The 23,446-nt window shown below is 36.5% G+C and carries 29 protein-coding genes; 27 read left to right on the forward strand and 2 right to left on the reverse strand.

The annotated features are described in order from the left end of the window. Nucleotides 1–6: 6 nt before the first annotated feature. The 6 genes from EL121_RS00920 (at nt 7) to ssb (ending at nt 5,652) form a co-directional block, all read left to right on the forward strand. On the forward strand, nt 7–1,698 hold the full coding sequence (locus tag EL121_RS00920; RefSeq protein WP_005620773.1) for a ParB family protein: 1,692 nt from the start codon (nt 7–9) through the stop codon (nt 1,696–1,698). After that, nucleotides 1,695–2,246, forward strand: coding sequence for a DUF2857 domain-containing protein (locus EL121_RS00925; protein ID WP_005607778.1), 552 nt, complete (start codon nt 1,695–1,697; stop codon nt 2,244–2,246). Before EL121_RS00920 ends, EL121_RS00925 begins: the two co-directional genes overlap by 4 nt. A 146-nt stretch (nt 2,247–2,392) precedes the next feature. Continuing rightward, nucleotides 2,393–3,592, forward strand: a complete 1,200-nt coding sequence (locus EL121_RS00930; protein ID WP_039197068.1) for an STY4528 family pathogenicity island replication protein — start codon at nt 2,393–2,395, stop codon at nt 3,590–3,592. 81 nt (nt 3,593–3,673) lie between these two features. Further along, nucleotides 3,674–4,432 (forward strand): PFL_4669 family integrating conjugative element protein, encoded by a 759-nt coding sequence (locus EL121_RS00935; protein ID WP_005607783.1) that lies wholly within the window; start codon nt 3,674–3,676, stop codon nt 4,430–4,432. Between the two features lie 15 nt (nt 4,433–4,447). Beyond that, on the forward strand, nt 4,448–4,915 hold the full coding sequence (locus EL121_RS00940) for a DUF3158 family protein (RefSeq protein ID WP_005620769.1): 468 nt from the start codon (nt 4,448–4,450) through the stop codon (nt 4,913–4,915). Nucleotides 4,916–5,217: 302 nt separating this feature from the next. Continuing rightward, entirely contained in the window at nt 5,218–5,652 is a 435-nt protein-coding gene (gene ssb, locus EL121_RS00945; protein ID WP_005607789.1) for a single-stranded DNA-binding protein, read from the forward strand. 118 nt (nt 5,653–5,770) lie between these two features. Here the strand turns inward: ssb and EL121_RS00950 are convergent, their stop codons facing one another. Then, nucleotides 5,771–6,415: a plasmid fertility inhibition factor family protein gene (locus EL121_RS00950; RefSeq protein ID WP_039197069.1), complete on the reverse strand. Its 645-nt coding sequence runs from the start codon at nt 6,413–6,415 to the stop codon at nt 5,771–5,773. Between the two features lie 164 nt (nt 6,416–6,579). Between EL121_RS00950 and EL121_RS00955 the strand changes: the two genes are divergently transcribed. From EL121_RS00955 to EL121_RS01020, 14 genes are all read left to right on the forward strand, one after another. Further along, nucleotides 6,580–7,077: a hypothetical protein gene (locus EL121_RS00955; RefSeq protein ID WP_005607794.1), complete on the forward strand. Its 498-nt coding sequence runs from the start codon at nt 6,580–6,582 to the stop codon at nt 7,075–7,077. Between the two features lie 152 nt (nt 7,078–7,229). Next, nucleotides 7,230–9,272 (forward strand): DNA topoisomerase III, encoded by a 2,043-nt coding sequence (locus tag EL121_RS00960; RefSeq protein ID WP_005607796.1) that lies wholly within the window; start codon nt 7,230–7,232, stop codon nt 9,270–9,272. 869 nt (nt 9,273–10,141) lie between these two features. Next, nucleotides 10,142–10,591, forward strand: a complete 450-nt coding sequence (locus EL121_RS00965) for an STY4534 family ICE replication protein (RefSeq protein WP_005607798.1) — start codon at nt 10,142–10,144, stop codon at nt 10,589–10,591. A 78-nt stretch (nt 10,592–10,669) separates the two neighbouring features. Next, nucleotides 10,670–10,999, forward strand: coding sequence for a hypothetical protein (locus EL121_RS00970; RefSeq protein WP_005607801.1), 330 nt, complete (start codon nt 10,670–10,672; stop codon nt 10,997–10,999). Nucleotides 11,000–11,077: 78 nt separating this feature from the next. Further along, complete coding sequence (locus tag EL121_RS00975) at nt 11,078–11,725, forward strand: DUF3560 domain-containing protein (RefSeq protein WP_005620766.1); 648 nt, start codon at nt 11,078–11,080, stop codon at nt 11,723–11,725. Between the two features lie 67 nt (nt 11,726–11,792). Next, nucleotides 11,793–12,152 carry a hypothetical protein gene (locus EL121_RS00980; RefSeq protein ID WP_005620763.1) on the forward strand — a complete coding sequence of 120 codons (360 nt, stop codon included), beginning with the start codon at nt 11,793–11,795 and terminating at the stop codon, nt 12,150–12,152. 154 nt (nt 12,153–12,306) lie between these two features. Then, nucleotides 12,307–12,948 carry a PFGI-1 class ICE element type IV pilus protein PilL2 gene (gene pilL2, locus EL121_RS00985; protein WP_039197070.1) on the forward strand — a complete coding sequence of 214 codons (642 nt, stop codon included), beginning with the start codon at nt 12,307–12,309 and terminating at the stop codon, nt 12,946–12,948. Further along, nucleotides 12,948–13,682, forward strand: coding sequence for a TIGR03759 family integrating conjugative element protein (locus tag EL121_RS00990; protein ID WP_005620758.1), 735 nt, complete (start codon nt 12,948–12,950; stop codon nt 13,680–13,682). The genes pilL2 and EL121_RS00990 overlap by 1 nt, the downstream gene beginning before the upstream one ends. After that, on the forward strand, nt 13,661–14,449 hold the full coding sequence (locus EL121_RS00995; RefSeq protein ID WP_005620755.1) for a hypothetical protein: 789 nt from the start codon (nt 13,661–13,663) through the stop codon (nt 14,447–14,449). Before EL121_RS00990 ends, EL121_RS00995 begins: the two co-directional genes overlap by 22 nt. 11 nt (nt 14,450–14,460) lie before the next feature. Further along, nucleotides 14,461–14,964: an integrating conjugative element protein gene (locus tag EL121_RS01000; protein WP_005607818.1), complete on the forward strand. Its 504-nt coding sequence runs from the start codon at nt 14,461–14,463 to the stop codon at nt 14,962–14,964. Then, a complete protein-coding gene (traD, locus tag EL121_RS01005; protein ID WP_039195111.1) occupies nt 14,964–17,180 on the forward strand; it encodes a type IV conjugative transfer system coupling protein TraD in 2,217 nt (738 codons plus the stop codon). Before EL121_RS01000 ends, traD begins: the two co-directional genes overlap by 1 nt. Further along, nucleotides 17,167–17,520, forward strand: coding sequence for a hypothetical protein (locus tag EL121_RS01010; RefSeq protein WP_005620752.1), 354 nt, complete (start codon nt 17,167–17,169; stop codon nt 17,518–17,520). Before traD ends, EL121_RS01010 begins: the two co-directional genes overlap by 14 nt. Further along, on the forward strand, nt 17,517–18,215 hold the full coding sequence (locus EL121_RS01015) for a TIGR03747 family integrating conjugative element membrane protein (protein WP_005607827.1): 699 nt from the start codon (nt 17,517–17,519) through the stop codon (nt 18,213–18,215). The genes EL121_RS01010 and EL121_RS01015 overlap by 4 nt, the downstream gene beginning before the upstream one ends. 16 nt (nt 18,216–18,231) lie before the next feature. Then, entirely contained in the window at nt 18,232–18,453 is a 222-nt protein-coding gene (locus EL121_RS01020) for a hypothetical protein (RefSeq protein WP_039195117.1), read from the forward strand. Nucleotides 18,454–18,517: 64 nt separating this feature from the next. On the opposite strand, the gene EL121_RS01025 is transcribed toward EL121_RS01020, so the two are convergent. Continuing rightward, entirely contained in the window at nt 18,518–18,853 is a 336-nt protein-coding gene (locus EL121_RS01025) for a hypothetical protein (RefSeq protein ID WP_005620751.1), read from the reverse strand. A gap of 197 nt (nt 18,854–19,050) precedes the next feature. On the opposite strand from EL121_RS01025, the gene EL121_RS01030 reads away from it, so the two are divergent. Genes EL121_RS01030 through EL121_RS01060 form a run of 7 tightly spaced genes read left to right on the forward strand, consistent with a single transcriptional unit; the run spans nt 19,051 to nt 23,442 of the window. Then, complete coding sequence (locus EL121_RS01030) at nt 19,051–19,377, forward strand: integrative conjugative element protein, RAQPRD family (RefSeq protein ID WP_005620750.1); 327 nt, start codon at nt 19,051–19,053, stop codon at nt 19,375–19,377. After that, the gene (locus tag EL121_RS01035) at nt 19,377–19,619 is read left to right on the forward strand and encodes a DUF3262 family protein (protein ID WP_039197071.1); all 243 of its coding nucleotides are present in this window, start codon (nt 19,377–19,379) and stop codon (nt 19,617–19,619) included. Before EL121_RS01030 ends, EL121_RS01035 begins: the two co-directional genes overlap by 1 nt. Nucleotides 19,620–19,639: 20 nt before the next feature. Next, nucleotides 19,640–20,047 carry a DUF2976 domain-containing protein gene (locus tag EL121_RS01040; RefSeq protein ID WP_039197072.1) on the forward strand — a complete coding sequence of 136 codons (408 nt, stop codon included), beginning with the start codon at nt 19,640–19,642 and terminating at the stop codon, nt 20,045–20,047. A 29-nt stretch (nt 20,048–20,076) separates the two neighbouring features. Beyond that, the gene (locus EL121_RS01045) at nt 20,077–20,448 is read left to right on the forward strand and encodes a TIGR03750 family conjugal transfer protein (protein ID WP_005607834.1); all 372 of its coding nucleotides are present in this window, start codon (nt 20,077–20,079) and stop codon (nt 20,446–20,448) included. Continuing rightward, complete coding sequence (locus tag EL121_RS01050; protein ID WP_005607836.1) at nt 20,445–21,086, forward strand: PFL_4703 family integrating conjugative element protein; 642 nt, start codon at nt 20,445–20,447, stop codon at nt 21,084–21,086. Before EL121_RS01045 ends, EL121_RS01050 begins: the two co-directional genes overlap by 4 nt. Next, nucleotides 21,086–21,976 (forward strand): TIGR03749 family integrating conjugative element protein, encoded by an 891-nt coding sequence (locus EL121_RS01055; RefSeq protein ID WP_005607840.1) that lies wholly within the window; start codon nt 21,086–21,088, stop codon nt 21,974–21,976. The genes EL121_RS01050 and EL121_RS01055 overlap by 1 nt, the downstream gene beginning before the upstream one ends. An 8-nt stretch (nt 21,977–21,984) precedes the next feature. After that, nucleotides 21,985–23,442, forward strand: a complete 1,458-nt coding sequence (locus tag EL121_RS01060; RefSeq protein WP_005607843.1) for a TIGR03752 family integrating conjugative element protein — start codon at nt 21,985–21,987, stop codon at nt 23,440–23,442. The last annotated feature ends 4 nt before the right edge of the window (nt 23,443–23,446 follow it).

The raw sequence follows: 23,446 nt of genomic DNA on the forward strand, positions 1-23,446 counted from the left end.
TAAAAAATGACAAAAAATGAAAAAAGAGCGGCAGCTATTGCACGAAATTTAAATGTAAGCCCAATTGCCAATATATCTCCATCATACTCAACTGTCACACCAAATCATTACAGCTCAGAGGTGGAATATATTACTGTCACATTAGATAAGTTACGCCCTTATGAGCATAATCCTCGTAAGACACGTAACCCTAATTTTGAAATGATTAAAGAATCCATCCGCCGCCGCGGCTTAGATCATAAACCGAATATTACTCGTCGCCCAGGAGAAGATTTTTATATTATCGCCGACGGTGGCAATACTCGAATTCAAGCCTTGAAAGAATTATTTACTGAAACCAAAGATCCGAAATTTTGGTCAATTAGTTGCGAATATAAACCATGGCAAGGCGATTCTGCAGATAGCGTAGAAGCTGAATTAAATATCCTGATCGGTCATTTAATTGAAAATGACACTCGTGCAGATTTATCTTTCATTGAGAAGGCCTTAGGGATTCTACAAGCGAAAGAATATTACGAGAAAAAACTAGGAAAATCACTTTCATCTCGTGAATTATCAGCAGAGTTAGAGAAAGATGGATATATCATTCATCAAACATTAATTGCCAAAATGGAACGCTGTGTAACCCATTTGTATCCTCATATTCCTGATGTGCTTTTTAAAGGATTAGGTCATACACAAATCGATAAATTACTTGCAATTCGCAATAATGCAGATGAAGTTTGGCATCATTATCATCTTGAAGTGGATACTTCTTTTAACAGTGTTTGGGCAAGTTCATTGTCAAGTTGTAATGAGGATTCACCATTTCAAGTACGTGATTTTCAAGATAAGTTAATTACCCAGATGGCTGATTTACTAGAAGGGAAAACAAGCTATGAATCTCTTTATCTTGAAATTGATCTTGATGAGCGAAAATTCAAAAAAATTGCGGCGAAACAACATGAGATAGAAAATAATGTTGAGCATAGTCTTGAACAAATTACACAACACCAAGAAACGGTAAAAACAAAACCTATCTCTACAAGTACATCAAAACCTAGTGATAAAAATTCTCTCATTAAAGAAGATTCTGCACTAATTCCTACTACTCCTTCACCTAGTGAGGGTAATGAAGACATTGAATCTAGTGGAGAGCTTACATCAAATGTGATGGATTTCTTTAATAATGCACAAACAAGTATTGTGAATACGAGTGAAAACACTGAGACAGAACTACTAACTCAGATTTCACAAGATTTTGGTTTAACTCCAGGTATGAGTATTCAAGAGCAACGTGAAAAACGTGCAGCTGAGAATGGACTTTCGTTTGCTTGTTGTGGTCGTCAGCCAGTCGAAGATATTTGGCAGATTTATCCCGCTCGCAACTATCGCTCAGAAGCCTATTCTTTGGCTTTAGATATTGCCGAAACAGCCAATATTAATGAATTAGTTGAACATGTGGTTAAAAATCCTGTGGATTATAGCTACCGAATGAAACCTAACGATAGTTCACTTTCGGATTATGCTTCTTTTATTTATCAGTTACTTTCAATGTTACAAACACATGATTTTTCACAATCGGTACATTGCAATTTAAATAGCCACTTTTTATTTGACATTCAACAATCAGGCACTGGAATTGATGATATTACGTTAGTCAAAATTTTCCGTCTTATTCGAGTTGTACGTCATTTACGCCAGGGAGCTCAACCATGATTAAGCAAACAACTATTAATGAAGCCTTGTTAGCCAATGTACTACTTAATCTACGAGAAGGTAATGTTCGTTCTTGTTTAAATCTAGGCTTTTCGGAAGATGAGCTTAAAGCAATAAATCAATTAACTTTGGACGAATTATTTTATATCGGTCATTCCACAGTTCAATTTGCAAAAGTAGAAATTAATCATGATGCATTTTGGAAATTGCTTGCTGTTGCACAAGAAAATGCAGAAGAGCAACAAGTTATTGATCGCGCACTCCTACTTGGAGCTTCTATCGAAATGTTGAATCAATACTTCGGGTTATCTACTTCAGCTGTTTCTGCTCGTCGCCAATTACTTGGCAAAGAAGAAAAAATGGGCAGAAAAGCGGCAGCAACGGATGAAGAGCAAGAATTGATTTGGAATCTATGGAAGAAATACCAAGCAACGATAGAAAATCTTCATTCATTAGAAGGATTGGAGTTGCTAAGTCTTATTGCGGAAGAAAGCAATATAAACCTTACTGTCGTTTGGAAGCTTGTTTGCGAATGGCAAAGTAACTAAAAGAATAAACCCCAAAGACAGCCTAAACCTCTATCTTTGGGGTTGGAGATTTCCATCTATGACTCTATGGAAATTATTCGTTGTAATTATATCACCACAACATATTAGTGCAATAAAAAAACTCTTTATGTTGGCTGGAGAATAAAATGAAGATAACCCAACAAAATAAGCGAACAGAACATGGATTACTCTTTTTTGGTAATCAACATGAAACTGTACCGACACGTTTATTGCATGATCCTTATTTAACACCTAGAGCAAAATTTGCCTGGCAACTGATTAAATGCAATGCGCGAGAATTTCAAAGCGGACTCTTCCCGTCTTATGACGTATTAGGAAAATTATTATCAGATAAACCTTATACAGAGAGCCGATTATCTGAAAAAGCGATTACACAAACGCTTTATCTTTTACGTTTAACTCGTTGGCTTACGTTATGTGAAACTGTAAGGAACGAGAAAGGTTATGTAATGGGTAATGTTTACCTATTGCACGATGAACCAATTCCTATTTTAGATGCAATTCAATTAAATGATGAATATTTAACGTTTTTGGAAAAATGTGCTAACCATCATGACGGGCTTGTAAATAGTGTAGCTAATCATATTATTGAACATTTACTTTCTGATAAAACGCAATGGCACTATGTATCGCATCTCGAAAGTATGCAAGTTCGCTATCGTGAATATCAACAACGTATAGCACAAATACCTCAAGACTCGTCTTTACCAAAAAAAGAACTGCAAAATCTTCAACAAAATATCCTAACTTCCAATATGGAAGTCAGGGATAAAAATGTGGAAGTCAGGGAAAAATCAGCTAAAAACCTAACTTCCAATATGGAAGTCAGGGATAAAAATGAGGCTAACTCATTGATTTTAGACTCTCTTCCATTAGGGAAGTCAGGAAAACAGTACAGTACTAGTACTTTATATATTAATAAGTACTGTACTGGAAATGCAGAAGAATTAATTTGGCCAGCAGAAATCTCGCTTTCTACGGTAGAAAAAAACATGGCTGCTAAAGCGATGAATGGATTAGATTTAGGCTTATGTCGAGCTATCTTGCTAGAAGCCCAACAACGCATTATTCAAAAACAAGATGTAAAAAAACCTAGTGGGTATTTGTACACCTTGATACAGAAAGCACATCAAGGCAACTTTAAACCCTATTATTTTGAGCTTGGGCAACAAGTATCAAATAAACCGATCTCTGTAAAACCAGTATCCATAGCAAATAAATCAAATGCGATTGGAACAACGCAAGAGAAAAAAATCTCTCCAATGGAGCGAGAAAGATTAGTCAAACAGATGAAACAGCTACGGATGCAACTTTGCCCCAATTAATACTGAACAAAAAACAATCAGTGAAGAGGGGCTCTTCAAAGCACAAAATTTAAACAGAAATAATCTATAGGAGTATTAACTATGACGACTACACCTGAATCTCAACTTGGTCCGTTACGTAGTGAGATTAAATTTACCTTACATACCCAATATGCGCATAAATTATGGACAGGTCGAAATTCTACGAAAGACGAGAATGGTAAAATTACTCAATCATCTATTTTGAGTATGCCAAATGCTTTAAAACTAATTGGGCAGATCCAGCAAGATGCTGCTCAAGATGATCCTTATGCTGATGATTATTTATTACGATTTGAAGAAAAGGTACTAACTTACCGTCAAGAAATGCAGCAATTAGTGGATAAGCTAGTAGGGATTTATGCGGATAGACTACCAGAAAGTATTGAGTTTGAGCGTTGCACTAATGTATCACCTATTTCTTACCCAATTTATGTCAATTCTCAATTAGGCTATCAATTACTGTATCTTTTAGGTGACTTCGATAATTTAGCTCGAGTAACCATGACTGCCGCACATATTGCGTTACTTACTCGTTCAGATGCACAAGAATGGCTAGAAGCAGGAGCTGTCCTAATTCGTAGATGTTTTGGCGTAATTGAAAACTACAAACATTCTGGTATCACTCGTAAAGATGCGCAAGAAAATAATGCACGTTATCAAGCTGCAATTAAACGAATGGGATATGAAGTACCAGATTATGTGATTACCGGTGAGCGACGTGCGGACTATGCTCCTTTCATTCGTCATAATTCTCTATTAGGCGATGAGAATGAACAAGCCGTTGAGAGCCATGTTACAGCAAGTACAAAACAGGAATAAGGAATAGGTTGTTTTATGGGATTAATTTCTGAAGACATGTATCGTGAACTTGCAAAAAAAGCTGATGTAAATAATGTACTGAAACAACTATTTAGTCATTTAGAGACTGAGGCAGATTATCAAATTTTATTTGAGCAAGTTCATCAAGCACGTACAGCTTTTATGGATTATCAGTTAGAAATGGTTCAGCGAGTGAGAGCGAGTGAATTACAACATTTACCCATTTTTATGATCAAAGATAAATCCTCATCATCAGGTGGGACATTTTTACGCTGGCGCAGTATGCATCATACCGGTACAGGTGAAACCGTTTGGCAACCATTACTAACTGATAGTCATGTGCCAGAATCTTTACGTAATCAGCTTGTCGCAGTGGAAAAAGATCGTATTTTAGTCAATATGCAGATTTCTATCTTCAATTATATTCTGCGACAGTTGTCAGAATGTGCATCTAAAATTGAAAAAGTGGAAAACGCCCTGTGATGTAATCTCTGAAAAATTAGGTATGTAAAGCCTGAAAAAGTTAGGTATGTAATCCCTGCATTAAAAGGCCTTTTAAAGGTAAGGGGACAAGCCCCTTACCTTAACGAAGAAAATACCTTTCTTATTGAGGAGTATATGATTGTAAATGTGAAAATGATATTTAGTGTCGAAGTAGATGGTGAAGCCTTTATTCAACATCATCTGCTAAAAATTCATTCCAATGAGATTTTAATTAAATGATTTTTTCTTGAGTTGAATCGAGTCTAATAGACCTAACTTAATTCTTTAAAGGAGTAAATAAGATGGCTGGTATCAATAAAGTCATTATTGTTGGGCATCTCGGCAATGAACCTGAAATGCGAACTATGCCGAATGGTGAAGCAGTTGCAAATATCAGTGTTGCAACAAGTGAAAGCTGGACGGATAAAACGACCGGAGAACGTCGTGAAGTAACAGAATGGCATCGAATTGTATTCTATCGCCGTCAAGCAGAAGTAGTTGGTCAATATCTCCACAAGGGTTCACAAGTATATGTAGAAGGCCGTCTACGCACACGTAAATGGCAAGATCAGAATGGTCAAGATCGTTATACGACCGAAATTCAAGGTGATATATTACAAATGCTAGGTGGACGTAATAATGGAACTTCTCCTGCTCCAACACAAAATCAACCGACTAATGCAGTTAATCAAACGGAGCCTCCGATAAATAACTTTGATGACGATATTCCGTTCTGAATTCCATATATATAAAATATGTAAAAATAGATTACAAAACTAGCTTTACGTTGGTCCAGCGTAATTAAATAAGTGGACACCATCCTAAACTATCTTCTATATCTCATTGCATCTGGAATTAATCTTGCCCAAATAGAGGTTTATAAAGATTTTTCTCTTGGAGTAAATTCTCTAGTTCTAAATTTAATTCAGTCAAATCATAAAAAGATGAAGGTGAAATACCGGCATGTTTAGCTAATAAGATCGCATTTTTTTCGTTATAAACATATACTGGAAATTGTTTTACTCCATTAGCAAGCAACCATATTGTTCTTGTAATACCGTTAATAAATGAGCACCATGTAACTTGTTCCTCTGAATACCCTACTAATTTTTTAAACCATAAAAAAGATTTTTCGTAAATTGGAGTACTCTTGATATATTCCGTACAACTTACGTCTGCTAATGGGACGGGATTTGTTCGTCCAATTCGAAATGCTCTTTCTGCATGGTGAAATTTGTTATCGTTTCTCCATTCTCGTTCACTTCCTGAACTAAGATGAATATCCTGTAGGTATGGTGCATTTTTCCACATAGCTAAAAACTTTGTATCTTGAACAAATACTATTTTTTTAACTTCATCGCTAGATGAATGATAAATAGGATGTTGCATATATACTTTGCAATTATCCTTAGTTGATAATTCAAAAAGTAAATGGTTTTGTAATGTATATTCAGGCTGTTCAATAAAAATAGCATGGTGTGGAAATTTCATTAATTCCATTAATTAAATCCTTTCTGTGAATTGAAAAAGTATTTATGGCTATTAAATAATCTACAAAACCAATATAGCATTTTTTTATCTTTATACTCAAAATGGTTTCGAGTAGATTTTAATCAGACTTTAGCCAAAAATGAATACTAACCAACTATTTTAAGGAGAACTACATGCGTTATTCTAAATTTTCTCTACTTTTAGTAGCTTCAACCATACTTATTACAGGTTGTGCAGAACTTAGTGCCATTAACACAAAGGTAGGTGAAATTGCCGGAGAAATTAATCAACGTGTTTATGGGGCAAACTCTAGCAATACGACCGTAAATCATAATGGGGTGACTATTCACAATAAAGATGGGAGTCTTACTTCTCGCCAAAATATTGACCAACTCTTTATTAAAGTAAGACGTGAGTTTGGGTTTAGACCTATAGAATCTGATAGTCGAGCAGGAAAAGTTTATCATACAGTACCTGGTACACTTTATCATGTTTCAGGCTTTTTCGGGCATGATGAAGATTCTCGTGGTATTTCGTTAGGTGATAACTACCTTGAGGTGATTCTTGAGAAAACCGGAAGTAATACCGTCAGTGTGAGCTGGGAAATATCAGGGAGTGAAGCCTGGATTAGACGAGCTGAATCACGCTTAACTAAAGTCATAAAAAATTAGTAATTTCATTAAAACACTCCTAGAGAATTATCCCAGCTATATTGCTGGGATTTTTTTATCAAACTCGCTTTTTTCTCAAGAGATTAAGTTATTGAGAATAGTCTCCTCCTTGTTTGTAATACTCCAATAATCAGTCATCTATTGGAGATAATATGAAACTCTTTCTTTGTGAAAAACCCTCTCAAGGTAATGATATTGCTAAAGTACTCGGTGCAACTACACGTGGTGACGGCTGCTTATTTACTGCTGATAAACAAATCTGCGTGACTTGGGGGATAGGTCATTTAGTAGAACAATTCCAGCCTGAAGAATATGACCCCTCTTTCAAACGTTGGTCATTTGAAACCCTACCTATTATTCCAGGTGAGTGGAAGTTATCACCTAAGAAAGAAACAAAAAAACAATATAATATCGTTATGGCTTTGATCAAAAAAGCAAGTTCAATAGTTATTTCTACAGATGCTGATCGTGAAGGCGAAATGATAGCAAGAGAATTACTTGATATTGCAAAATTTAACGGACAAGTATTGCGTTTATGGTTATCGGCATTGGATGATACTAGTATTCGTAAAGCATTATCGGTACTGAAATCAGGAAAAGAGACGGAACCATTATATTATGCTGGGATTGGTCGTAGTCGTTCTGACTGGCTTATTGGCATGAATTTTTCGCGTCTATTTACGTTATTAGCACAGCAGCAAGGTTATCAAGGTCCCCCTTTAAGCGTGGGGCGAGTGCAAAGCCCAACTCTTGCAATGGTTGTAAACCGAGATCGCGAAATTGCAAATTTTATTCCTAAATCACATTTTGCATTAATAATACAGTTACAGACGCAACAAAATCAGTCTTTCCTAGCAAAATATATTGTCCCAGAAAATTATTTAGACACTGATGGACTTTGTTTAAATGGACAGTTTATACAACAAATTAGTGCTGATATTCAACGTCTCCAAGCTGCTACAGTAACATCCGTAGAGACAAAGCGTGATAAAAATGCAGCGCCGCTATTATTTGCTTTAAGTGATTTACAATCAGAATGTAACCGTTTATTTGGTATGGGAGCACAACAGGTTTTAGATATTGCTCAGTCACTATATGAAAAGCATAAAGCAACAACCTATCCTAGAACTGATTGCGGTTATTTACCTGAATCTCAATTTACAGAAGTACCTCGGGTTTTATCCAGTATAGTGAAAGCGAATCCCAATTGGCAAAAAATTGTTCCACTCTTAAACTTATCTCAAAAATCACGAGCATGGAATGATAAAAAAATTACCGCTCACCACGGTATTATTCCAACGATGAGCACAGTGAATTTAAACGCAATGAATGAAAGTGAACTAAAAGTGTATGATTTAATTTGTCGTCGTTATTTAGCACAATTTTTGCCATTCTTTGAAGTGGATAAAACAGTTATTCACTTGCAAAGTGGACAACATTTATTGCTAGCTAAAGGAAATCATGTGATTACAGCAGGTTGGAAAGTTTTATTTGGAAATACAGATGAATCTGAGTATGACAACGATAACCAAGGACTTCCAGCATTAAGTACAAATCAAGTTTGCCAAATTATATCAAGCGAAGTTAAAGCCTTAAAAACCACGCCTCCGTCACATTATACAGAAGGTACATTATTGAGTGCGATGAAAAATGCAGCGCGGTTTGTTACAGATGAACGACTAAAACAACGTTTACGAGAAACCGAAGGTCTAGGTACAGAAGCAACTCGTGCCGGCCTTATTCAAGGTCTTATTGATAAAGGCTTCCTGAAAAAGAAAGGGAAGCAAATTCTAGCCACAGAACAGGCAAATGCTTTAATTGATAGTTTGCCTGATTTATTGAAAAATCCGGGACTTACTGCGCTTTGGGAACAAGCACTTAATCAAATTGCAGAAGGTTCAATGACACTTTTAGATTTTATGAAGAAGCAAGAAGACTTTATTCGTATGTTGATGAATAATTGTCTCAAACAAGGAATAAATCTGGGTAAGATTGAAATTCGAAAATGCCCACTTTGTGGTAAGCCAATGCGAAAAATTCAGCATACTAAGGGGACTTTTTGGGGATGTTCAGGTTATCCTGAATGTCAGCACAAAGAACCAGATAAAAAATCAGCAACATCCTCAAAATCGAAGAAATCATCTTCGGTCAATGTAACTGAACAAATTGCTAATTTGCGTAGTCTCATTAAGTAAAAATTAGTTATGTAACTATTAAAACATGTATTACCACTAAAAATAAAATAATTATTAGGGTATTAACATATTAAAATGGCATGGAAGTAATATAATAATAGTGATACCATAATAAGCATAAAGAGCCGTTTGTGAATTGTCGGTTATCAATTCACAACACTAGCCGAAATGTCTCCCAGCATTCTGAGAGGGAACTCTGTGATTTTACAGGAATGCCACCTAAACACTGGATAGAACTCTTATACTATCCCATCTGGTCAGCCTCGCCATTGTAACGTCCTAAGTATATTTACAGAATAAGTGTAATTATGACGTTGCAATGGCTTGCTACTTATTCTTTTCCTGCGCCCACAGGTGAATAAAGGGTGCCCTTTGTGTCCTTGCGATGCCAAAGATTTACCGATTAAAGGCCACTAAGTAATCGGATAATTTGCAAAGAAAATAAAAGCACGTAACGAAGGTGACGTTATTTTCTAACGTAATTTATATTGGTCTACCTGTATATGATTTTATTCATTCTATATAGCCCCTCATTATAAGTTCTATCTTGTTGAGGGGCTTTCCTTTTTGCAATTCTCGGAAACGTAAATTTAATTAGCTGTTTTTTTACCAAAACAAATTCAGTAAATTGAACTCATTAAGTCGCTGGGAACAGCTCTTAAAAAAGTCGCAAGAACTCTTGAGAAGCGACGGTTACCCTTGAGGTAAAGGAGTTCAATGCCAAAATGTCTTCCAGCATTCTGAAAGGAAACACTGTAATTTTGCAGGAATGCCACCTAAACAGCATATCAATTTACCCTAGCGGGGAACGTTTTTCCCGTGTTGGGCAAGGATGTTTCTCCGCTTTTTTATCTTTGGAGAAACAAACTATGACTACTCAAACTTCTACTCAACAAGCAAATAACTATTTCGATCTTCATACTCATGGCTTAGGCTATTTAAGCCGTATTCGTGATGTTGATCCGAAGAAAGGAAATTCATTTATCGCTTGTCAAATTGCTGCATTAGCTGGTTCGAGTGATAAGCCCGAATATCGCTATTTTGATGTTAATGTCGTAGGTCATGAAGCCGAAAGACTCATCAAAAAATGCGAAAATGCGGTTAATGCAAAGAAAAAAGTTCTCATTTCTTTTGTTATTGCTGATTTATGGACTGATATATTTACTTATTCAACTGATAGTAAATTCCATAAAAAAGGTGATACTGGTGTGAGTCTCAAAGGCCGTTTAATTCGCATTAAGATGATTAAAATCGATGGTGAATTAAAATACCAAGAACAACCAAAACAAAATAAACAAGAAACTTTAGATGCAGAATAAACCTAAGACCAACAATCTTTGTTGGTCTTTCTCATTTTAACAAAAACTAATAGGGAATAAGTTATAGGAGAATTTACAATGTCTTTCTTTAATATTCCACTCAACTGTTCACCAAAATGTAAAGCTTGGGAAGAAATTCTTTATCATTACCGTGATTGGGTTAATGATGATGAAGTATGGGAAATTGCTCGTGAATGCAAAGAATTGCCCGTATTGGGGAATATCTACCAAAATTTGGTGCTAAACCGTGTACTTTCACATTTTTGTGAGGAAACAGGACAAACAGAAGAAGAATTAAAGCTCTTTTTCTATATAAATTCGATTGATACGCATCTAGTAATCAATGACTGGGATATCTGCTCAGTTGATGATTACTGGAATTGCATTGAGAAAAATCGAATTCATTAATTTACATTATATTAAATCCCATAGGGAAACATGGCTCCCTTTGGGAATGGTGTTTCCCTTTCTTACAGGAGAAATACCATGACAATTAACACTTATGCAAAATTTGCACCTACTGTTTTTGTTGCTAAATGTGCCGAATCTCACGAAAAAGGTGAAATCATTACATTAACAAGTAAATACGGAAACGAAACAGAGGTAGAGATACATAATCTTGTCAAACAACAAGACGGATATTATTTTTACTCCTTTACTCGTTGTGATGGGATGAATAGCCAAGTGCGAGCAACTCAGAAAGCAGAACGCTATCAAAGCTATGCAAATAATGCAATGAAACGTAGCCAACAATATTGTGAAGCAGCTAATGAGGGACGTGATTTTTTGACTCTAGGTGAACCGATTAAAATTGGCCACCATAGTGAAAAACGCCATAAAGCTTTAATTGAACGTAATGCCCGCCGGATGGATAAATCTGTTGAGGAAATGCATAAGGTAGAAAGTTACGAAGGTAAAATTGCTTATTGGGAATTAATGGCAGATAAAATTGATTTATCTATGCCTGAAAGTCTTGAATTCTTTGAATTTAAATTGGCACAAGCTAAAGAAAAACATCAAGAATTAAAGACTAATCCTGATAAACGAACTCATAGCTATTCATTAACTTATGCCAAAAAAGCGGTTAATGAACTTGAGAAAAAAGTGAAATTAGCTAAATTACTTTGGTCATAAACATTGATTTTACCCTTAGGGAATACATTTCCTAAGGGGATGTGTTCCCTTTTTTGGAGAACACATTATGAATCGTAACATTGTGAAAGCATCATCTCATAAACTCGGAGCTGAAACTCGCTCTTTACTAGTTAAAGCAGAAATTGCGAAACAATGCGTAATTCCTGAAACAGTAAAACTTGGAACTATTTCAGCCACCCGAGCAGTTATTGAACTACTAGGTAAGAATAAGGCTCTAGAGCTTATTCATCGCCATGAGTACAAAGACTATGGTGATTTAGATGAACATGATATTTATGCAAATGAATTATCACTATTGGTAGGGGATAGAATTGTTTCAAGCTACCAGGTTGAAAATGAGAAGATTTTCATTATCACAGAAGCAGATCGTAGTTACACAACAATTATGATGGCTAATGAATATTAAATCAGCTTTCCAAAAGTACCACACAGCAATGTAGTGGTACTTTTTCTATTTTGCCTAAATTTTATCTTAATTTGTAAAAGAATTTTCTATTCAAATTCAAGGCTAAGTTTTACATAGTGAGATCCCATTTATGGCAAATGATTGGAGAGTTAATATGAATAAACAACTATCGCTGGCCGCACTCTTAGCTTTGATCTTAAGTGGCTGTGTCGCCAAAAACACTTCTGAAACAGAAATTACCCCCCTTCCTGAGTTTCCAAATATTCAGGCTACAAATACCCACTTAAAACCGATACCTCCTGAGCCAGAAGCTAGAATTGTTCAGAATGATATTTATCAATATTACACACCGTCTAACACAGAAGTAATTCGTGATGGTCGTTATACGCTTGTGAATATCTCACCGGAAGATGGACAGAAATTCTTATTAGAACAAGTTGTCTCAATCAATATTCTTCCGAAGAATAAAAGAAATCTAAATAAAAGTGTTGAACAAGGTTTACGTAGTACATTACAGCATACCGGACTTGACTTATGTTATGCATCTGGAATGAATGTAGATCATAATGTTGGTACTCTTTTCTCCCGTCCGCTACCTAAAGTACATTATCAATTTGGCCCGATGAAACTCTATGAAGCCCTTCAAATGATTGCAGGCCCAGGTTATGAAATGACCTTGAATGAAGTTACTCGGACAGTATGCTTTAAAACTCGAATTTCTCCAGTCGATCATCAGAAAAAACCTCTCGAAGAAGTTACTTCGACCACAACTACAGAAATTATTGAGGATAAATAATGTGTAATTCAAAGACTCTTTTACTATGTGTAGGGTTATTAAGTAGTTCCGGAGTGAGTTTTGCAAGTGTTTCTACAACCGTGAATCAGCAATCATTAACACAGCAAAACTTAAATACCGGTACGACTACGCAACAGAAATCCATCCAACAAGCGGCTGAATGGGGCTTAACTACAGAAGAATGGAATCGTTATACGGCATTGATGGCCGGCGAACGAGGAATGTGGTCGCCTAATTTAGATCCATTAACCGCTTTAGGTATCGAAGCAAAAACAGAAGCTGAAAAGATTAAATATGCTCGCATGCTTGCGGAACGTTTCCGTGCCAGAGTATTAAAAGAGATTGAATTCGACAAAATTTATCGGCAGGAATATGAAAAAATGTACCCTGAAGAAACGGCGTTTGCAGTCGAACCTCATATATCCCAATCTGTCGGAAGAGTTATTTACTTTACACGTTTAGATAATTGTGCATCTTGTAAAGCTGATCTCAGCAAGATCTTAAATCATGTCAATACCCAAACACCTATAGACATGTTTATTGTCGGCGATAATGTTTCTGATGACGCAATTCGCAAATGGGCAAAAGATAATCATATTGATGCCAGCAAGGTACAACGTAAATTGATTACGCTCAACCACGATAACGGCTATTGGTTTAAATATTCGTTTGGCAAAATGCCCGCTGCTTATCAAGTGAAAGGAGACGGACAATGGCAAGCTCTCACTTATTAGTCACACTTTTAGTGATAGGAATGACATCTCAGTCGGTATTGGCTAAGCCATTTACCGGCTTTGGTAATGATGTAGACAGCTATATCCAAACTGCAGCAAATCGGTACCAAGTCAGTGAAACAATGTTACGTGGCTTAGTGAAAATGGAAGATGGTTGGTTAAATAAATTATCTCCTACTGGAGCAACTGGCGTTGGTCAATTTACTGTAGGTACTTGGAATTGGTTAGCTGAGAGAGATGAAGGCCGAGCTCTTGGAATGGTTCGTGTTACTGCTCGTAGTCGAGGTACTTTAGCTGATCCTCGCCGTAATAAACGTATTAATACCTTAGCAATTGGAGCTTTGGCTAGATGGCACATCGCACGCTTTCAAGAACTAGGTATTCGCATTACAGATGAGAATCTCTATATGGCACATAATATTGGATTAGAGGGACTACATCGTGCTTTGGTAGGTAAATCAACAAAAGAAGACATTCGTAATATGCGCTTAAATGGTATGAAACGCTGGATGACGGTTAATGATTTCTTAACCTATCAGAAAAGACGTTATAACACACACAAGTTTGAAGCAAATTTCATGCAAACTGCACAAAAATCTTCGCCCCTAATAAAATCTAGCAGACCTATGAAATGGGTTGAACCGGTAGCTATAGCAAAAATACAACCCAAACCAAGAAACGAAACTATTATGGTAAATAATGTATCTTCACAAATGAAATGGATTGAGCCTACAGGCTCAATGGTATGGATAGAACCGACACATTAAGGAATTTAATAATGAAAAAAGTGATATTTATGCTTATTACGTTAGGATTGTCTTTTAATGTTTTAGCTGAAAATATTGTGATTGCAGATTACGGTGGGGAAAGTACAGTACGTTTTTACGAATCACTACAACCGGAACATGATCAAAATGCGCCCCATTACCCTAATGCACTTCCTTCTAGCGTTTCTGAATTCGATATGCTTCCGGTTGTGTCACATAAATTAACACCAGGTAAAGTTGAAAATAAAGCCTTTGATTTAGCAGGTATTCAGCCAATTTTTCTTATTGGCACAGATAACTTATCTCGATACTGGATAACAGATAATTATCAAAAATTAATGCAATTGAATGCCACAGGGTTAGTTGTTAATGTGGATACTCAGCAAGAATTAATTGCCTTACGGAATATTGCTCCTGAATTACGCTTATTACCCGTATCCGGTGATGATTTAGCTGAACGAATTCCTTTATCTCATTACCCCGCATTAATTACAGAAACAGGAGTATCTCAATAATGACAACGAAGCATACTTTAGAGGCATTATTACGCCCTCCGGTTGAGTTTTTCCCAGCGACTGTTCATGCTTGTTGTGCATTGGTTAGTGCCACTGCGCCTTGGTCATTAGCCCTTCATCCTAGCATTGGTTATGGTATTGCAGCAGGTTTTGGAGCATTAAGTGCTTATAGAGCCAAACAAGGCTGGCGCATCGTCAAATATCATCAAAATTTGAAACGACTACCATATTATGCAATGACTAGTCGTCAAATACCTGTAAGTTCTAAATTTTTATTTGTCGGCAAGGGGTTTGAATGGGAGCCTATTCACACGCAGCGTTTACATGACTGTTTCTCATCAAATGGTTCCAAATACCGTAAACCGTCCAAATTATTCCAACAAGTACGTGAATATGAAAAACGCCATGAAAATTGGCTTACTGGAATTACCTCTTTAGATTCACCTTGGAACCCTTTTAGACCGCTTCCCCCAGTAGAGGGTATTCCAGCTATTCATGGGATTGAGCTAAATGAAGTAGATGTTGTTCAAGCTATCAGTTCTCGTGTAGGACATACGGCTGTATATGGTACAACCCGTGTAGGAAAAACACGGTTTGCTGAAATTTTAGTAACACAAGATATTCATCGAGGAAAAAAAATAGAAGAACGTGAAGTTGTTGTATTTTTTGATCCTAAAGGTGACGCAGATATGCTGAAACGCATGTATGCAGAAGCTAAACGTGCAGGTCGAGAAAATGAATTTTATGTTTTTCACCTTGGCTATCCTGAGATTTCTGCTCGTTATAATGCGGTTGGACGTTTTAACCGAATTTCTGAGGTTGCGGGGCGTATTTCAGGACAACTTAGTGGGGCTGGCAACTCTGCCGCATTCAAAGAGTTTGCGTGGCGATTTGTCAATATTGTTGCACGAGCTTTAGTGGAATTAGGGCAACGTCCAGACTACGTACAAATTTCTCGCTATGTGCAAAATATTGACTCATTATTCCTTGACTACGCTAAAACTTTCTTCAATAAACAAGATAAGCAAATTTGGCTGAAGTTATCAGAAATTGCTGCGAACGTTGATGAAAAAATGCTACCGTTTGGAATGAAAGATCGCCCTTTAATCTTTATCGTGAATAAATATATTAGTGAGAATGATGTTTTCGACCCAATTCTCCAAGGCTTAGCAAGTGCGGTACGTTATGATCGCACATACTTTGATAAAATTGTTGCCTCATTATTACCATTACTAGAGAAATTAACGACCGGGAAAATTGCTGAATTGTTATCTCCCGACTATTCAAATATCCAAGATGAACGTCCTATTTTTGACTGGGAATCAATTATTCGTAAACGTGGTATTGTTTATATTGGATTGGATGCTCTTTCTGATGCAACTGTTGCGGCAGCTGTAGGAAATAGTATGTTTGCCGATCTCGTTTCTATGGCTGGTCATTTATATAAATTTGGCATTAATGAGGGACTCCCCGAAAAATTAGGGGGGAAAGTAAAACAAGTAAAAATCAATCTACATTGTGATGAATTTAATGAATTGATGGGAGATGAGTTTATTCCCCTTATCAATAAAGGCGGCGGTGCTGGAGTTCAAGTAACAGCGTATACACAGACGCTCTCAGATATTGAAGCTAGAATTGGAAGTAAAGCTAAATCAGGACAAGTTGTGGGTAACTTTAATACCCTATACATGTTCCGTGTGAAAGAACCGGCAACCGCCGAGTTACTCACAAAACAGCTCCATGATGTGACTATTCTACGCAGTACTGTTACGTCAGCAACGACGGATTCAAGCAATCCCGATGATGATAAAGCCTTCAGTTCTAATACAGGACAACGTATTTCTGAAACCACTGTACCAATGCTTGTGCCTGCAAATATCACTAATTTACCCAAAGGGCAAGCCTTTGCTTTAATGGAAGGCAGCAAGTTATGGAAAATTCGTATGCCATTACCTGCAGTGGATAAGGATGATGACATGCCTCATTCATTGAAGGAATTAACAGAGAAAATGAAGAAAAATTATCATGTAATTGATAATTGGTGGGAACCAGCATTTACGGAATATACGCCTTCAAAAGCAATCGCTGAAGCCTTTGAAACTATGGCTGGTGAAAATAGAATCAATCACCCAGATCATGCTAATTATGATTTTGATATAGATGTACCAAATGACAATGACATTGAAGAAGAGGAACTCCAAGATGACGATGAGTAATTTACCCAGTAAAAATGGAATTAATTTATTAGATTTACCGAATAAACGTATCAATTTTGATGGCCCATTTTTTATTTCTTGTGCGTTACCACAGTCTGATGATTTGTTGATACATTGCCAACCTTATATTAATGATTTATTTGAGAATCGTTTCTCGCTTCATCAGTTCGCTGAAAAGTGGGAGACAGATGGTATTTCTTTATGGTTGGCTCAAGATGTTGAACAATCTGAATTGGAACAAGAAGGAAAGATATTTGCCTTTTATTTGATGTTTTCAAAAGGAATGGAAGGCTATGTTCTTATCCAATGCCAACTTGAATCACAGGATTTATTACAATGAGTGAGAAATCTCCACCTAAACCACAAAATAAAGGCATATTTAGTCGAATATGCTCACGCATCAACATGATGATTGCAACATTAGTACTTTCACTTTTGTTAAGTATCTTATTAGAATGGGTTGGTATTACTTTTTGGTGGCCAGAACAAGGACATTTACATAGCCAAAATATGATGCTGACTGAAATGCAATGGTTATCTGATGATTTCACCCAGAGTATTTTCACGCATTCATCTGCTGATTTAGCGACAAATATTATCGGAAATATGCATCATTGGGTATTTGTAGAGACCGGAATCCAAGGTTGGTTAGCAAATCCTGGTTCAAATCAATGGGAACAATTGATTTATCATTATGGTAGAGCTTATATAGAATCACTTATCTACGTTTTTATCATATTCTTGATCCGATTAATTATCATTGTTTTTACAAGCCCATTATTTCTTTTTGCCGGTGCAGCCGGACTCACAGAAGGATTAATGATGCGAGATATACGTAAATTTGGTGCTGGTCGAGAATCGGCATTCATTTATCACCATGCTCGTCGATATGTGATGCCGTTAATGATTACTTCATGGGTAGTATATTTATCATTACCATTTTCGATTCATCCTAATATTATTTTAGTACCTTCCGCACTGTTATTTGGTCTGGTCATCTGTATTACCTGCGCAACATTTAAGAAGTTTTTATAATTATAAGGAGAATAAAATGACTGCAAAAAGATCAAATCCATTGTTTTTTATTACATCTGACGGCGGAATACAAAGAGTTATAGATGTAAGGAAAATAATATATATAGATTATAACAATAATAAATTGGTAATAAAAACCGTTTCAGAAAACGGAGACATGGACATGGGGAATATACCCGAAGAAAGTTATAAAGCACTCATCAACTTCTGGAGTGAAACGCTCAGTTGTCGTGACTAAGTAAATTATTTCTATACAATAATATCGCATATTAAATAGGTATCTTGCTATAGATACCTATTTTTTATTCTTCTATGATGATAAATATACTCTCATCAGTCTTAGTTTCATTTCTCTGATATTCATTCAAGTCATGTTCTTGGCCCAAATCGCTTCCTTGTTCATATTCATCAAAAATGACTTCTCCATACTCGTTAAGGTGAGCTTCAATGATACTTCGCTCCTTTTCACCTAAAAATTGCCAATAATTGCAAATAGGTTGCCCAAACGTATTCATTTCCCATATTCCAGCATAGTTATAAGGCGCATCTTGAGCATGGCAAATCTGCCCTTCTCTTTGAGCATAACTAACCGATGGGAAAATGAAAAAGCCTAACCATAGATAACCGTATTTTTTCATTTCAATAGTAAGCCCAAGACATTCAGTATGGTTAATTTACACCAATTTATCTAACTCAAGCACGCCTATTTATTCTCCAAACCCTGAGAGTTTAATGCACAGAATCTCTTTTAATTTCCAATAGAGTTTTCCATTAAATTTTTACTGTGATTTTGGCAATCTTAGCTAGGAGTTAAATTAAAACATGAGGAGCTATTATGTTTGCTAAAAAGCATCTTGGAAAATGGATAGTAATTGTTTTAGCCTCAAGCAGTATAACTGCTTATGCCTCAACAGAAAAAGAGCAACTCGCTCAAGCTATCAAACAATTGGAAGCAGCTGAATTATCTTTAAAAAGAGCTGAACAACTTTCTAAAACTTCACCCAAAACACGTGAATTCTTCAATTACACTGCAATTCACCGTGATATAAGCACGATAAAAAGTGGAATTTCTCAGTACATCAATCCTGCTCGAGCGATACCAAGAGATCCACAAGCATTACGTACATTAACTGAAGATTACACCAAATTACGGGGGAAATAATGACAACCCCTAATTATTCCTCCGCTAGTGCTTTTTCAGCAGCAAGTGGTATCGATCCTACTCAACTTCGTGTTCTTTTATCCATTATTTTCGTCGCTGCTCTTTTACTCGCTTATGCTTGGGCAACACATAGTGGTTTCAAAGGATTTGCAAAGTGGGACGGAGATGTCCTCTCTTTTTTAATTTTTCTCTTAAAGGGTGCAGTTCTCGTCATGTGTGTTGTTACCTTTTTCATTTATTAGTCTAATCAAGAGGTTTTACTATGAAAATCATCAAATCATTTTATCAATCTTGTTCTTCTCGATATTTAGCTTTTATGCTCTTTTTCTGGGGCAGTATTCAAAATGCCCTTGCTGCGCCAGCAGGAGGGGGTGGTGCTCTTGACCCAAGTAAAATTCCTGACTTTAAAATTCCAGGGGTTGATAGCGGCACAAAAGATCCTACGGAAATTATTGCGATTGTTGCTAAGGCTGTCGTTACATTAGTTGCGATATTGCTTGCTGCCGCTGCTATTTTTGTGGTGGTAAAAGCCTTAATCAGTATCTATAACGAAGCCACCTCTGACAATAGTAAAAAAGGTTGGGGACATTTCATTATTGCACTTATTGTTGGTTTTATCGTGATCTTCTTCTCCTTATGGTTAGTTAAACTTGCAGTAGGTCTCTTCTAATATCAATGTAATCCATATAAGGAGCCAATATGGCTGATAATGAAAAAACAATTCCCTTTTTACCAATTCGTTTAAACAAAGAAGCTACGGTATTTGGTGGAATGACTGTATCAGAATTTGGAATTTCTGCTGCGATTGGGTTTGTCATCGGTTTAATTATTGGTCTCCTCTTATGGGTTTTAACAGATTGGTGGCTACTTATACCGGCATTAGGAATGTTGCTATGCATATTAACGGTATTAATCGGAAAAGGAATTGTAGCTGCATTAAAACGAGGAAAACCAGAATCCTATTTAAATCGTAAGATTGAAGAAAAATTGGATGAAATATTAATGGGTAACAAATTTATTCGACGTGAAGGTGTTTGGTCCATTCGTAGACAAAAAGGAAACCAAAAATGAGTCATTTAAAAAGTCAATTACATGAAAAAGATCGCCATATTCGAACAGCACAATTTTTTGCCGGATTATTTTTTATCGTAATACTGGTGCTTTCATTTGTTATCTATACCTTCCCAAACCGCTTAAATATTTATATTCCACCTGATATAAGAGCAGCTAGCCAACGCCCTTGGTGGGATGTACCTAATTCAACAGTCTATGCCTTTGCTTACCAAGTATTCCAACAATTAAATCGTTGGAATGTGAATGGTGAAGAAGATTATGAAAAGAATATTACCGCATTAAAACCGTTACTTACACCGAACTGCGAAGCATTTCTACGACAAGATTATAAAGATCGCTTACGCCATAATGAATTACGCGATCGTACTCGTGGTGTTTACGAAATCGTAGGACGAGGTTTTAGTGAAGATAAAGTAACTATCTATAGCAAAGATAGTTGGGGAGTTAATTTAGATCTAAGTGTTGATGAATACTTCGAAGATGAGCCAGTAAAACGTGTCTTTACGCGTTTTCCAATTAGTATTGTGAGAATGGATATTGATTCACAACGAAACCCTTGGGGATTAGGATTTAATTGCTATACATCTATTCCTCAACGTTTAGAAGGTATTGAAAATACAGAGGGGAATAAATAATGAAACGCTTATCTCTATGCCTATTATCTATTTTAGCTGTAGGTACAACTGAACAGGCTTTTGCCGATATTTTGCAAAAATGGGAAAGAAAACCGATTCCAGTTGCTTTACAAGTAAAAGCTGAACGTATCATTTTTATGGATAAAAATGTCAAAGTAGGTTATCCCGCAGAGCTTGAAGGCAAAGTTCGTATTCAATCTACCGGCGGCGCAGTGTATTTAAAAGCACTCGAAACATTTCCAGCAACACGTTTTGAATTTCGTGATGTGGTCACCGGTGAAATTTTTCTTTTTGATATAGGGGCACACAGTAAAGTCAATAATCCTACGGAAGCGATTAAAGTAATATCTGATAGTATTGTTGAAAAACAGTCAGGTTCATTAAATCAAGATGATTATATAGCCAATGATGAAGTAGATAACAAAATACCACAACTTCCAATTCCTGCAGCATTGACACGCTATGCTGCACAATCACTTTACGCACCATTACGCACTGTAGAACCTTTAGATGGAGTAAGACGCGTTGCACATCGTCTACCTGAAAAAATTACCACATTACTTCCTGCTTATCCGATTACAGCCAATCCTTTAATGAGCTGGCAATTGGATAACTATGTAGTAACTGCTATCCGTTTACAAAATCGTGGTGTTTCACGGATTATACTTGACCCAAGAGAGTTACAAGGTCGCTTTTATGCAGCAACTTTTCAGCATAATTGGTTAGGTGGCTATGGTAGTACGGAAGACACAACGACTGTCTATTTAGTAACGGAAGGACATGCAAATAATGCTGTTATTCCTGAAACAAAAATCTACAAAGCCCCTAAAAAGGTGAAAAAAACGACGGTAACAACAAGAAAAACAGTTACCCCTCAATCAACTAAATAGGAGGAACTATGCAAGCAAACAAAGCTCTTTATGTCATTGTTTCCATTGTAGTTACCGCAGTTGGTGCAATGGGATGGTTTTTATTCTCTCCCTCTAAATCTGAAGTCGAACAACCTAAACGTGACGTACTTGATATTTCTATTAATGATCTTACACCGGAAGAAATTAGAGCAATGGGTATTCAAGGCGATACTCCGCAAGATACCTTACGTACGCTCGTAGCTACGGCAAAAAATAATCAGAAAAAATTCGATCAAACCTTAAATGAATTAGATAAATATAAACGTGAAAATGAACGTTTAACACGTAAAGAAGAAGACACGAATTATCAAATCAATGAAGCTATCCGTAATGAAACACAGCCATTATTAGCTGAAATTGCTGAGTTAAAACGTCAATTAGTAGAATCAGTGGAGAACGCTAATAACATAACAGGAAATAGCCAAAATAATGATAGTACTCAAAAAGGTTTTGGTCAGGCAAATAATAATTTACCTGTTAATAATGGTACTTATGCCAATAATGGTGAAGTGATATTAGAACCTGGTATTCGATGGGTGGAACCTAGCGATCAAATTGGATTGGATTCAAATGGGAAACCTGTTGCAGACGGCGCAAGAGCAAACAGTTTTGGTTTCCCATCTCAGTTGAAATCTGATGAACAATCAACAGGACAAAAAAAAGGATTACCATTTCTTAATGGTACGGATGAAACGACAGGTAGTGCTAATAAATCAAATATAAAAGCAACAGAAAAGCCATTTTATACATTACCAGAAAATTCGACTTTATTAGGTTCTATTTCAATGACGGCTTTAATTGGTCGTGTACCAATAGGTAATAATGTGACGGATCCTTATCCATTTAAAGTCATTATTGGACGTGAGAATCTTATTGCAAATGGTCTTGAACTACCCGATGTTGAAGGTGCAATTGTATCAGGGACAGCTTCCGGTGATTGGACATTATCTTGTGTACGCGGTGATGTAAAAAGTATGACATTTGTTTTCTCTGACGGTCGAATTGTGACTTCATCACAATCAAGTAACAAGAGTGATGAAGGCATTGGTTGGATTTCAGATGATAGAGGGGTTCCTTGTGTACCTGGAGAACGTAAAACTAATGCACCTGAATATTTAGGTTCTAATTTCTTACTTGCTGGAGCGAGTGCTGCTGCGCAAGGACTCTCTCAAGCACAAACGACCACCGTAGTAGATGGTAATAGTGTTGTCGGTGCCGTAACAGGCGATAATAGCAAATATATTTTAGGGCAAGCATTAGGTGGAGGATTAAAAGAAACCGCAGACTGGTTTAGAGAACGCTACGGTCAAATGTTTGATGCAATCTATGTGCCACCGGGTCATCCTGTTGCAATTCATTTAAATAAAGAGATAGCAATTGATTACAACAAATTAGGCCGCAAAGTGAAATATCGTGTATCACAATCAACACCACGCCTAGATTAGGAGA

The organism is Actinobacillus equuli, from assembly GCF_900636745.1.
Lineage (GTDB): Bacteria > Pseudomonadota > Gammaproteobacteria > Enterobacterales > Pasteurellaceae > Actinobacillus > Actinobacillus equuli.